The following is a 13,080-nucleotide window of genomic DNA, read 5'->3' on the forward strand; positions in this document are numbered from 1 at the left end:
TCCTTAAGGATAATCAGGCTTTGATGCCTGTAAGTGTAATGCCCTCTATAAAGTACCTCTGCCCGATAAAAAAGACAACAATCGCCGGAGCCAGCACCACCGTTGCCGCCGCCATCATCAGATGCCATTCCGCAGCGTACATGCCTTTAAATTGCTGCAAGCCGAGCGCCAGCGTATATTTGGACTCGCTGTTCAGATAGACCAGCGGCCCCAGAAAGTCATTCCAGGAAGCCAGAAAGGTGAACAGGCCGACAACGACCAGCGCGGGCCGGGTCAGGGGAATGATGATGGAGATAAAAATCCGCCAATGACTCGCACCGTCCACATAAGCCGCCTCGTCAAGGTCGCGGGGAATACTCAGATAGAACTGGCGCAGCAGGAAGATATTGAACGCGCCGCCGCCGAACCAGGCCGGTGCAATCAGCGGTATGAAGGAATTGGTTAATCCCAGCTTGCTCCAGCCGATAAAGGTCGGAATCAGCGTAACCGCATAGGGAAGCATCATGCTGGACAAGAGCAGGCCGAAAACAAGGTTCCGGCCTCTCCAGGACATGCGGGCAAAGCTGTACGCACTGATGGAGCAGGTCACAAGGACACCCAGCATCGTAAAAATTACAATAACCGTTGTATTGATAAAATAACGGCCAAACGGCAGAATGGTCAGCGCTTCGCTGAAATTGCCAAACCGGAAGGGATCGGGTATCCAGATGGGGGGCAGCTCAAAAATTTGCCCCATATCCATCAGGGAGCTGCGGATGAGCCAGATCAGCGGCAGCAGACTGAAGAGGCCTCCGGCCACAAGCACCAAATATACCAATCCCTTCTCAACCCATGCCTTTGCCCTCATCTGGCTTCATCCCCTTCGTAATACACCCATTTTTTCGATGACTTGAAGACCATATAGGTCAACAGCATAATGATGATGAACAGCACCCAGGCAATGGCGCTCGCGCTTCCCATCCGCGAGAACTGAAAGGCTTCCCGGTACAGATAGAAGACATAGAACAAGCTGGCATTGTTGGGTCCGCCGCTGGTCATGACATAGGCCTGGGAGAACACCTGAAACCCGTTAATGATGCCCATAATCAGGTTGAAAAAAATCGTCGGCGTCATCATGGGAATCGTAATATTCCGCAGCTTATGAAGCTTCGAGCCCCCGTCTATTTCAATCGCCTCATACAGCGAGCGGGGAATATCCTGCAGGCCGGCCAGGAAGATAATCATCGTCCCTCCCGTTGTCCACAGGTTCATCAGCGCCAGCGAAGGGACCACGGATTTCTCTCCAAAAATCCATTGGCTGCCGGGAAGGCCAATGGCCCGGAGCATCTCGTTAGCCAGCCCCAAATCGGGATTCAGCAGCCACAGCCAAATGAACGAAATCGCGATAATCGGCACGATGGACGGCAGATAGAAAACCGTCCGGAAGATAGCTTTTCCCTTAATGTTCCGGTTCAGAAGTATGGCCAGCAGAAAGGAATAGATAATGCCTGTTGGCACACTAAGCACCACAAAGTACAGAGTAACCCCAAGCGATTTGTAAAAATACTGGTCTTCCCCGCTGAACATTCTGGTGTAATTGTCCAGACCGATAAAGGTGGGTGAATTGGACCCCGAGTAGTCGGTAAAGCTCATATACAGGCTGTAGATCATGGGACCCAGTGTAAAAATCAGCAGCCCAAGAATGGCCGGGAGGGCAAACAGGATGCCGTACAGCTCATTTTTGTAGGAGCTGCGCTTCGTCTTCGGACGGTTTACGCTCAGGGAAGGAACGGGTTCCATACACATGCTTCCTTTCTTCGGGCTGCTGCCGGCAGCGGCTCTGCCCGTGAATCCGGCAGAGCCACCTTCCGGCAAAGCCCGTTATTTCAAATACGTTCCCTTAACCAGCGGCTTCACTTTGGCTTCTACTTCTTTCATTGCCTCTGCGGCGGTTTTGGTGCCGAGCCATACCTGGTCCAGCCCCGCCGTTACCGCAGCGTCAATCTCCACAAAGTTTCTGACATTATTCTCTGCCGAAGGCTCAGCATGCTCGTAAGTGGAACGCATAACGGCATCCTGGAACCCGGCCGGGCGGCCCGGAAGCTTCTCGTTGGCCCAGCTGTCAACCAGCTTCGGATCCTCATACCACTGCTTCAGCTGCGGCATCCACAGCCCTTGATGAAGCTCCAGCACATTCTGCGGGTCCGTGAGGAATTTAGAGAATTCCCAAGCCTCCTTCGGATGCTTGGAGCTCTTGAAGATAATCAGGGAACCTCCGAGGAAGAAGGTCTTGTAGTCCTTCAGAACCGGCAGTACACCGACTCCCCAGTTGATATTGGCTTTGCTCAGATCCAGATGGTTCCAGCTTCCGTCGATGACCATCGCAACCTTTCTGGATTGAAGCGCAGTTGCCGGTGCCGGAATGCTGCTGGCTTGAACCGGTGAAGGCGCAACATGGTATACATTGATCAGATCAGCGATTCTTTGGATGGCTTCAGTAGCTTCAGGCTTGGAAAGTCCGAACTCCTTGCCGTCCTTTGTCAAATAATCCCCGCCGTTGGACAGTACCAGCGGCATGTAGGACAGCCAGCTTAGGCTGAACTTCACACCATATTGCTTGATGTTCTTGGGATCAAATCCCGGATCATCGGGATGCTTGCCGTTCCGGTCAAGCGTGAGCTTTTTGGCTGTGTCCACGAATTCATCCCATTGCCAGGCTTCTTCCGCTTTGGTCGGCGGCAGCTCTACCCCTGCTTCCTTGAACAGATCCGCATTGTACATCAGGGAAGGAACGACAGAGGCCTGATAAGGCCCGGCACTTTTATCTGTATCCCAGTTCCACCAGGCGTACTGGAGATAATCCTCCTTTTTAATGCTTGGGTCATCCTTCATCAAATCGAAGAAATTATAGATCAGGCCTTCTTCACCCATCTTCAGCTTCCATGCGGCAGAGTAGCTCAGGTCAGGTGCTTCATTTCCGGCAATCATGGCATTCAGCTTCTGTAAAAAGTCTGTGCCCGGGATATGGATGGAATCGATGGTGATGTTGGGATTTTTTGCTTCGAAAGCCTTAATGGCATCCTCCACCGCCTGCTTCTCCTGCGGGCTGCCCCAGAACGTGAATTTCAGTGTAACCTTATCCCCTCCGGCCGATCCGGTTTCTCCAGCAGCGGGACTGTTTCCCTCCTTAGCATTTCCTTTGCTTGTATTCGCCGCCGTATTCGTGTTGTTCCCGCCCGCCCCGCAAGCGGTTACAATTAACGCCATAATCAGTAGGAAGAGTAACATCAGCTTGGTTCTGCCGGTATATTTTCTCATTGTTTATCCCCCTTGATTCGAATGTAAGCGCTGCAGCCGCCTATACCCAGTGTATATGGGCCCGCCGTAAAAGCCTATGGTACGATCTTTCGTTTTCTGTACGATTTTACGGTCAATATAAAAAGATAACCCCACAAGCCATGGGCCGGGGGTATATATCATAATCCGGTCTTTACTCTGATCCGGGATAGGGGATAACCAGCTTCACCCGGGTTCCGAATTCTGGGACAGACTCAATCTCTATACCGTGTTTGCCGCCATAGAGCAGCTTGATCCGTTTATCCACATTTTTCAGTCCGATATTGGGGCTCTCTGCCTTCAACAGCTGTTCCAGACGCTCCGGCTCGATGCCGCTGCCGTTGTCCTCTACACAGAACCGGATATCATCCCCCTGCCGCTGTCCGTAAATGGTAATCAGCCCGCCGCTCTCCATATTTCGAAAACCATGAATAATGGCATTCTCCACCAGCGGCTGCAGGAACAGCTTTGGCACGCTCACCTCCAGCAGCTCAGGCTGAATATCAAAATCCACACGGAACCGGTGCTCGAAGCGGTTGGCCATAATCACGATATAATCCTGAAGCCAGGCAATATCCTCTCTCAGAAGCATCAGGTCTCTCCGGTTGTCTGTAGTGTAATGCAGCATCCGGGACAGGCTGATCAGCATATTGCTGACCTGCTCCTTCTCGCCGTAAACAGCCATCCAGTTAATAATATTGAGTGTGTTATATAGAAAATGAGGGTTGAGCTGGATGTTCAGCGCGAGGATTTCCGTCTCCCGCTCCCGCAGCTTGACTACATAATTCTCATTGATCAGCTCCCTGACCTGCTCATTCATGCTGTTGAACTTCATCAGCACATGGCCCAGCTCGTCCCTGCCTTCCACCTTAATCTGCGCATTGAAATCCCCGCCGCCTACCCGCTTGATGGCCAGCAGCAGCTTGCTGACCGGCGAAGAAATACGCGCGGATATCAGATAGGCGAACAGAAGCGAAAGGGCAAGCAGCGGTGCGCCCAGCGCCAGAATAAAGAACAAAATGGTATCTGCAATATCATGAGTCAATGCGCCTGGAGGAATCAGCACAACAGACAGCCAGTTGGTCACCGGAGATAAGGCGAAGCAGGCAATCATCCGCTTCCCGCCGGCAGTCACATAAGCCGTTCCGCTGCCCTTGCTCCGCAGCTCCTTCAGCCAGGCTGCCGGTTCCACGGTCCCAATACGCATTTTATCCTGATGGGCGATCATCGTACCGTTCTCACTGGCTACCAGGAATACCGACCCCTGAATCGGAATGCTGTCCCTGAATATATTGGCATACACATCATCCTTGAAATTCATCACCAGAACCGGCTTCTCAGATCCTGGGCTTGCCCGGACAATACTATCATTACGGACACAGGAGGGATTGATCTGTCGGACAGCCGAGAACATATACCGGTATTCGATATTACTTCCGGCAAGCTCAGGCAGCGCATGCATCCGGGTATAATCATAGGTCGGCACCCAGGCGATACGACCTTTCCCTTCGGCTGCCGCCCGGTATAGCTCAGAGCTGTAGAAGTGGTCAGGGGGATAGGTATTTTTGTTCTTGTTTCCATACACGAAGGCCCGTGTGACCAGTTCAGCGGAATACAGATCGGCAGATGGTGAAAAGTACCGCCCGAGAATCTCCGTCACTTTTTTATTGGTAGCAAGCAGCTGCTGTCCCCCGGCCGGTCCGCTCCCGTCAAAAATCTGATACAACTGGCACTCCACCATCAGCGAAAGGCTGTCATCCTGAATAATTTTCAGGCGTTCATTGATGATCTGGTTGTTCTTCAGCACAATCTCACTGACGTTGTCACGGGCCAGCTTCAGCATAATCTCCTTGCTCGCATAATAATAACCAAAGCCGAGGATCGTGAGAGGGAGGGTAATCAGCACAATATAAGACAGGATCAGTTTATTCTTCAGCTTCATCGTCCCACCTACAATACATCTTTCTTCCGGAATTCCTCCGGTGACAGCCCGGTTTCCCGCTTGAATACTCTGGTAAAATAACCGGCGTCCCTGAATCCCACACTTAAGGCAATGGCTGAGATTTTCAGGTCCCCGTTCTGCAGCAGCTCCTTGGCTTTATCCATACGCAGGCGCAGCAAATATTCGGTGAAGGTCAGGGAGGTATGCTGTTTAAAAAAGCTGCTGAAATAGGCGGGGCTGAAAAAGAACTGCCGGGCAACATACTCCAGCGACAGGTCCTCCATGTAATGGGCCTCCAGAAATGCTTTGCACAGGCTGATGGTCCGTCCGCTTTTGTTCTCCTTGCGCTCCCCGATGCTGTCCATAATCCGGTTCAAATAAAAAGCTGCCCGCTTCTCGACTTCGTCCAGACTTTCACAGGCGGGAATCTGAAATTCCATCTCGGAAATGAAGTTGCTCACTTCCTCCTGGCGGAGAAACAGTTCGCTTCCTTTGACTTCATTAACAAGAGCGTATAGGACGCAGTCTTTGAGATGGGCCGGGGACGGGCAGTCCCCTTCGAGCAGTCTCCCGATCAGCGTCTTCAGGGCCTGGGCCACTGTGTCTCTGTCCAGCCGTGCCAAAGCGTCTGTGATGCCTGTATCGGCAGGAACCATCTTCAGGCTTGGCTTATCCGGGTTGTAAGCGATTTCATCAAAGAGGACAAGCTGCCCTGCCCCCGTGTAAAAGGTGTACTCCAGCGCTTTCTGCGCCTGCTCAAAAGACTGCGGAGCCTCACTGTACAGATCCGCCACCCAGTTCCCTGCACCCAGAGTCAGGGTCAGGCCAAATTCGTCCCGGACCTGGCGGATGAATTGCCGGAACTGCTCCATATCCCGCTTCAGCAGCCATTCCAGGGAATGTGCCGAGGTCACAATAGACCCGATCATCGGGTCCGCACCTTCCAGGTTGAAGGAAAGCGACGGACCCACGGTCTGATAGATTTCCTTCATCCAGTTTATCACGCTGGTCTTGAGCTCCTCAAAATCCTCAAGCGTATAGAACTCCGCGACCTCCCGCTTCTGAAACTTGGCCAGCATAACAAAACCTCCGCTGACAGCGGGAAATAGGCTTCGTATTTCCTGAAGCTCCTCCTCGCTTGAAGCTGAACGCATCCACCGGCTGAGCAAATGCTGCTCATAGACCGGAGCTGCCGAGCTGAGCCGCTGCCGGAGAACCGCGCCATCCTGCAGACTCAGCCGCTCTTTCTCCAGCGCGGTATCAAGCTTGTCCAGAATCCCGGAAAGCTCCGGGAATGCCAGCGGCTTCAGCAGGTAATCGAAGGCTCCGAGCTGCAGGGCCTGCCTTGCATATTCAAAATTTCCGTATACGCTGAGAATCACAATTTTGACCCGCTCCCGGCGGCTCTCCATCCGTTCAATCAAAGTCAATCCGTCCATATTGGGCATTCGGATATCTGTGAGAATAATATCGATCCGGTTATCTTCGATGATACGCAGCGCCTCAAGACCATCCTTCACCATAAAAATCCGGTATTCCGGCCTGAGCTGCTTAATCATGTCTGCAATACCCCGGCGGTGACGCGGTTCATCATCGGCGACAAGCACGTTGTACATCGCTATCTCTCCTCTCGCAGAACAGCCAAATTGTAAGTAAGATAGTAAGGCAGCCTGCTGCGCCTGTCAATCTTCAAGTTCCGTCGAGTGAACTTGTCATTTTTCTATTTGGGGATTTGATTGTGACTACGGGGAATGTTTGGACTTCCGGCCGCTGCTCATCTGCAGATTTCTTGATTTATACCACTGTTCGCGGTGGAAATCCGCAGACAGCTTATGCTGAAGATAGTGAGCTTTCCTGCGGAAAGCTTTCAGGCGGACGCTACCGCTCCGTAAGTATCCAAACTTCCCCTCCGTCACTTCTCCAAATGTTTTTCTTCAAGTTCGCTTTATCTAGCTCGCTTGGGGCGAAATCAAAGGTACTTTTACCTCTTATTTGCTCATCTAGCTCGCTTGAGGCGAAATCAAAGGTACTTTTACCTCTCATTCGCTCATTTAGCTCGCTTGGGGCGAAATCAAGGGTACTTTTACCTCTCATTTGCTCGTCTAGCTCGCTTGGGGCGAAATCAAAGGTACTTTTACCTCTCATTTGCTCATTTAGCTCGCTTGGGGCGAAATCAAGGGTACTTTTACCTCTCATTCGCTCATCTAGCTCGCTTGGGGCGAAATCAAGGGTACTTTTACCTCTCATTTGCTCATCTAGCTCGCTTGGGGCGAAATCAAAGGTACTTTTACCTCTCATTCGCTCATCTTGCTCGCTTGGGGCGAAATCAAAGGTACTTTTACCTCTCATTCGCTCCAACAACGGTATTTCTGCCGTTGTTTCTGAATAAACCACCCTTCCACTCTCAACAACGGCATGGGTGTCTTATATTTTTAGAAAAAGACTGCCGAAAACCTCTCGACAGTCTCTCCCCTCTCTATCCTCACGCATTTATTTCTTGTATCCCTGCTCAGCTGGTATGCCTTGCCATCAGTTCAATGGGGAACATCCGGTCAACAGGCTGGACCGGCTCCCCCTTGGTTTCAACGGATTGAATTATTAGCTCCGAGGCATTCAGTGCCAGCTCGTTGATCGGATGCCGGATCGTTGACAGACTGAGCAGCTCCGATACGGTCGGCATATCATCCACACCGAGCACGGCAAGGTTCTCCGGCACGGACAGGTTCAAATCCTTGCAGGCCTTCAGCACTCCGATGGCAGAGATATCGTTCAGGCAGAACAATGCCTGCGGCAGTTGGCCATTGGAGTGCAGCTGCATCACCGTATCATAACCGAAGCTTTCCGTCATATCTCCGGTAATGACCGTTGTGAGATTGCCCTTCTCCTGCATAGCCTGGGAGGCACCGTTCAACCGGTCGTCGAATCCGGGGACCTGTCCATGCGGATAGGTCAGAATAATAATTTTGTGATACCCCCGGGACATTAAATGATCCACTCCTGTCTGGCCGCACTGATAATCGTTCACCCGGACAATATGCGCCCCGTAGGATAAATTATGCCGGCCGATGGTGATGACCGGAACGTTGAGATCCATGAGCCTCGGCATGAACTTCTCCGTCTCCAGGGTTGCTTTTACAATAATTCCATCCACCATCTGGATATTCATGAAGATCTCATCAAAGTCCAGAAGGATCAGCTTGTAGCCCATAGTCTTCAGCTGCTGCTTCAGCACCTTGGCGAAGTGCAGGAAATATAAATCTTCGAAATATCCGTCATAAGTGCTGTTTGACAGAACGAGGCCGATGGTATACATTTTGCCGGTAATCAGGCTTTTGGCAACAGGGTTTGCCTGGTACCCGAGCTTTGTAATCGAGTCGCTTATTTTCTCGCGGGTCTCCGGTCTCATCCGGTGAAAATTGCCGTTCATGAAATGGGAGACCGTTGCCGGCGACACGCCTGCATCTTTGGCGACCTGTACTAAAGTAACTCTTTGTTTTGCCATGTGCTGCACCTCTGCGAATTTACTTGGAAGCCTGCCTTAGCGCTTACCGCGGACGTCTGTCCATCACTGCCGGAAATTCCGGAAACGCCTGATGCGGCTCCGTCTGATACCAGTAGCTGACCGAGCTGATATCGTCGCTGCGTTCAAATAAGGCTTGGCCGTCATGTCCTATTTGCTGTACGGTCACCCGCAGGTCCTCTTCGAACAGAATCGGATCAAGAATATGCCAGCGGTAGAACCCCCGCATCGGGCAAGCCGCACCGTCATAAATGTGTGACCGGGTATCATCCCTCGTTGCAAAATAAGGGAAACCCATAAACGGGGTGGAATACGTCTGCTCCTGCACCGGGTTTCCGTTGTCATATTTCACAAAACCCCAGGCACCGCCGAAATAATCCTCTGCCCCGGTACCGCAAATCGTCGGCCAGTCCCGGTCACCGTCGATATAGAATTTCACTTCACCTTCACCATACCAATAACGGGATAGAGAAGTCCAGGACATATAGGTGCCGATAAATTTGCCTCTTCCTTTAATTCCATCAATCAGGGTATAATCCTGCCTCAGGACCGTGGGATTTTCTCTGCGGTACTGGGCGTGAAAATACTCGGTATCCTCATCCAATTCATCCACCAGCATATAGTCAAATTGATAGAAAAACGCCTCAATGCTCTGGGGATGCTCATTCGTAATGGTTACTTTGGCCGCCTGGCGGAAGGGCATGGCGAAGTAGCTGTTCATGCCGCCGACCGGATTCACCACTACCGGCAGTGAATTGACAACCGCCCGCGCTCCAAAGCCGTTGCAGAAAAAATCGCCCAGCGGCACTTCAACGGATGGTTGTTCTTCATTGTCCCAGTACATGCGCAGCACCAGGTCGCGGAGGACGAACCAGCCGGATTCAGTCTTATCGGTAACGGTCATCCAGATATGCTGAATGATTCCGGGTCCTTCAATATCAACAAGCGTCGCGGTTTCTCCCTGTGCGAGCGAGATGAACGCCTTGCCTTTGCGGGCAACACCCAGAGGGCCTTCCGCCTGGCCGCCTTGCCCCTTCAGACCCCGCGGATTCTCCGCTGTAATTGCTCTGCTCTTGCCTTTCATTCGGCCAAACAGCTGATTCATTGATTGCATGCTTTATCTTCTCCTTATCCTTATCTTAATCTTTATCTTTATCCTTTGACTGCACCGTCCGACACACCGGCCATCACATATTTATTCAGGAACAAGTACGTAACAATAATGGGAATAATGCTGATGCTGATTGCCGCAAAGGTCTGGCCCCAATCTGTAGCCCCAAAGGCGCCGATGAATTCCTGCAGCCCGACGGCAATCGTCTTGTACGCTTTATCATTGGTGAACGTATTGGAGAACACGAAATCATTCCAGATAAAAATAAAGTTAATCGATGCCACCGTAATGGTTGTATTGATGGTAAGCGGCGAAATAATCCGGATGAAAACCTGATAGATGTTGCAGCCGTCGATTACTGCAGCCTCAATAAGCTCGCCCGGCACATACCGGTAGAAGCTGGTGAAGATCAGAATGGACAAAGGCAGCGCGAAACCCACCTGCGGCAGGATCAATGCCGGATACGAGTTCAGCAGGCCGTAATCTTTATACATAATAAAGAGCGGAATCAGGGTAACCTGAATCGGAATCATAATGCCGACCGTAAAAAACAGCAGCAGCTTCGAATTCAGCCGGTTGATCATTTTGACCAGGGCAAAACCTGCGGTCGCGCTCAGGAAGATGATCAATGCCAGACAGACAAAGGTCACAATAGCGGTATTTTTGATATACAGCAGCAGGCTGCTCTCCCGGAATACACTGGCATAGTTCTCAAACGACCAGGACGAAGGCATTGCAAACGGCTGTGTCGTCAGCTCGATGCTTGATTTGAAGCTGGACAGCATCAGCCAGACTACGGGGTAGATTTGAATCAGCAGAATCGCAATGACCAGGATATACAGCAGAGAAGAGGAGAGCTTTTTCTTCGCCAGCATGTCAGGCATCTCCTTTCCTTGAATTAAAAATAGCCCGGATGATCAGTACCGCGAGCAGACTTTCGATCACGATGAACACGGCAATCGCACTTCCGTATCCATACTGGATGGTAGAGAACGCTTGCTTATACATGTAGGTGGTAACCAGCTCTGTGGCCGACCCCGGCACACCGATGATATAAGGAATATCGAAGCCCCGCAGAGCCCCTGTGGTACACATAATCAAAGACAGGCTCAGCACATGCATGATGCTCGGAAGCTTAATATAACGAATCAGCTGCCAGCCGCTTACACCGTCAATCGTAGCCGCTTCTTCAATTTCTTTGGGGATTGCAATCAGCGCCGCATAAAAGATAACCATATACATCCCGATAAACCGCCACCCCTCAGGGATCGACACCGCGATCAATGCCGTATGGGGATTGGAGAGCCAGGCGGACTGAAGATGGCTGAGTCCCACCCAGTCCAGGAACATATTCAGCAGACCGAGAGGCTGAAGGGAATAGAAATTACGGAACATTTGCGCAATAGCTACGGTTACAACAACCGCCGGCAGATAATACAGTGTTCTGAAAATTCCTGCGCCTTTGGTGACATAGGAGAGCATCAGGGCAAAAAACAAGCCGATGAACACCTGCATAAATACCACAATCACCACGTAGACCAGATTGTTTTGCACAGAATTCCAGAAATAAGAATCTTTGAACATCGCGATATAATTATCAAGGCCGATGTAGTGCGGCTCCTGAATGCCGTTCCACTGCTGAAACCCGTATTTCAGGGACTGGATAATCGGGACAAAAACCGTTCCCAGATAAAATATCAAAGCCGGCAGGATGAAAACCAGCCATGCCTTTTTGTCTTTTAGCACATTCATATAGGGTCACCCCGCTTCTGTAATCACGCTATTCGTTGAAGGTCTCCACCCGGCCCATAAGGGCCGGGCGGAGGTTTGTCAGGCCCGGATTTTATTTGCTTGCTGTGTTTTTGGCAATGGCCTCATCAATCTGTTTGGCAAAATCCTCTGGAGTCACAAAGCCCATGGTCAGTTTAGTAATCAGATCGCTCATCACCGAGTTGGTGTTCGGATCAAGCAGCGTATCCCAAGGCTTGGCGAACTCGGAGCCATAGTTGTCCATATCCTTTTTGATCCGCAGGAACAGCGGGGAGAATTTGGACTCGTCATCAATGGTGAATTTCAGCGGAGACATTTGTTGTTTGGCCACATAGACGTCGCTGTAATTTTTCAGCACATAGCTGAGGAATTCCTTAGGCAGTCCATCGAACGTTTTCGCTGAAGCTCCGAGTCCGATCCCGCTGTTGCCGAAAAATTCATTATCCGGCGTGACCGCATTGCTTGTTGTCGGCAGATAGAAATAATCCACATTGCCCTTGAGTCCTTCCGGCAGGCTTTCTTCCACGAAGGACGGTATTTCCCAAGTTCCCATGTTGTACATGGCAGCCTGTCCGTTCAGGAACAGATTTTTAGCTGTCGTATAATCGGTTGTAGCAAAGCCATCCTGAAAGTATTTCCCGATCTGCGAAGCGAAGTTAGCCGCCTGCATGCCTGCCGCATCGGACATTTTGGCTTTGCCCTGGCTCAAATCCCGGATGAACTGATTGCCTGTGGTCCGGAACGGGTACATGGCTGCATAACGCAATACCGGCCATACATCAACGCCGTCTACAGCGATAGGTGTAATCCCCTTGTCTTTGAGCGCTTTGCTGACTGCAAGCAGATCATCAAGGGTTTTGGGCACCGTAAGGTTGTTGTCGGCAAATATTTTTTTGTTATACCAGGTCATTTCCATGTGGTATTCCATCGGCAGGAGATACAGGCTTCCATCCGGCAGCTCCTGGTATTTCAGCGCGGGTTCATAAAACTTATCATACAGTCCCTCGTCCTTCAGGAATTTCTCCATGTCCACCAGCAACCCCCCATTGACGAGCTCCTGGGCAAAAGGATCGGCATCGCTGTCAATGAAATCCGGCATCTGTCCTGAAGCGACCAGCGTTCTGAGCTTGGTCAGGTAAGAAGGTCTGTCCGCCGTGACCTGAAGGTCCAGCTTGAAGCCGGGATGATCGGCGGCGAACCGGTCCGCAAGCTCCTTAACCGTCTGGACAATGGCCCCGTTCTCCGGTCTGGCCGAGAGCCAGGTGACGGTTTGCTCCTTTGGTGCGTTCGAAGCACCGGCCTGGTCCGGGCTATTGTTGCCTGCGGAGCTGCCGCAGCCCGCCAGAGCGGCCCCGGCCAAGGAGAAAACTGCAAGCCCAGTGAACGCTTTTGACATTTTCTTTGTCATTCTAAACCCCTCCA

Annotated in this window: 11 protein-coding genes; all 11 read right to left on the reverse strand. The window is 51.4% G+C overall.

All coding sequences use genetic code 11. The annotated features are described in order from the left end of the window. Window positions 1–13: 13 nt before the first annotated feature. The 11 genes from PRIO_RS24180 to PRIO_RS24230 all read right to left on the reverse strand — a co-directional run bounded on the left by PRIO_RS24180 (window position 14) and on the right by PRIO_RS24230 (window position 13,066). The gene (locus PRIO_RS24180) at window positions 14–847 is read right to left on the reverse strand and encodes a carbohydrate ABC transporter permease (RefSeq protein ID WP_046505052.1); all 834 of its coding nucleotides are present in this window, start codon (window positions 845–847) and stop codon (window positions 14–16) included. Further along, window positions 844–1,650, reverse strand: coding sequence for a carbohydrate ABC transporter permease (locus PRIO_RS24185; RefSeq protein ID WP_407944503.1), 807 nt, complete (start codon window positions 1,648–1,650; stop codon window positions 844–846). The genes PRIO_RS24180 and PRIO_RS24185 overlap by 4 nt, the downstream gene beginning before the upstream one ends. 210 nt (window positions 1,651–1,860) lie before the next feature. Continuing rightward, on the reverse strand, window positions 1,861–3,297 hold the full coding sequence (locus PRIO_RS24190; RefSeq protein ID WP_046505055.1) for an ABC transporter substrate-binding protein: 1,437 nt from the start codon (window positions 3,295–3,297) through the stop codon (window positions 1,861–1,863). Window positions 3,298–3,469: 172 nt separating this feature from the next. Continuing rightward, complete coding sequence (locus PRIO_RS24195; protein ID WP_020427966.1) at window positions 3,470–5,257, reverse strand: cache domain-containing sensor histidine kinase; 1,788 nt, start codon at window positions 5,255–5,257, stop codon at window positions 3,470–3,472. Window positions 5,258–5,265: 8 nt separating this feature from the next. Beyond that, complete coding sequence (locus PRIO_RS24200) at window positions 5,266–6,873, reverse strand: response regulator (protein ID WP_020427967.1); 1,608 nt, start codon at window positions 6,871–6,873, stop codon at window positions 5,266–5,268. Between the two features lie 262 nt (window positions 6,874–7,135). Next, entirely contained in the window at window positions 7,136–7,606 is a 471-nt protein-coding gene (locus PRIO_RS36210; protein ID WP_046505059.1) for a hypothetical protein, read from the reverse strand. Window positions 7,607–7,766: 160 nt separating this feature from the next. Continuing rightward, window positions 7,767–8,759, reverse strand: coding sequence for a LacI family DNA-binding transcriptional regulator (locus tag PRIO_RS24210; RefSeq protein WP_020426717.1), 993 nt, complete (start codon window positions 8,757–8,759; stop codon window positions 7,767–7,769). Window positions 8,760–8,802: 43 nt separating this feature from the next. Beyond that, window positions 8,803–9,891, reverse strand: a complete 1,089-nt coding sequence (locus PRIO_RS24215; RefSeq protein ID WP_020426718.1) for a glycoside hydrolase family 172 protein — start codon at window positions 9,889–9,891, stop codon at window positions 8,803–8,805. A 38-nt stretch (window positions 9,892–9,929) separates the two neighbouring features. After that, complete coding sequence (locus PRIO_RS24220; protein ID WP_020426719.1) at window positions 9,930–10,763, reverse strand: carbohydrate ABC transporter permease; 834 nt, start codon at window positions 10,761–10,763, stop codon at window positions 9,930–9,932. Window position 10,764: 1 nt separating this feature from the next. Continuing rightward, window positions 10,765–11,640 (reverse strand): carbohydrate ABC transporter permease, encoded by an 876-nt coding sequence (locus PRIO_RS24225; protein ID WP_020426720.1) that lies wholly within the window; start codon window positions 11,638–11,640, stop codon window positions 10,765–10,767. Between the two features lie 91 nt (window positions 11,641–11,731). Continuing rightward, window positions 11,732–13,066 (reverse strand): ABC transporter substrate-binding protein, encoded by a 1,335-nt coding sequence (locus tag PRIO_RS24230; protein WP_020426721.1) that lies wholly within the window; start codon window positions 13,064–13,066, stop codon window positions 11,732–11,734. Between the last annotated feature and the right edge of the window lie 14 nt (window positions 13,067–13,080).

It is taken from the genome of Paenibacillus riograndensis SBR5, from assembly GCF_000981585.1.
Taxonomy (GTDB): Bacteria; Bacillota; Bacilli; order Paenibacillales; family Paenibacillaceae; genus Paenibacillus_AQ; species Paenibacillus_AQ riograndensis.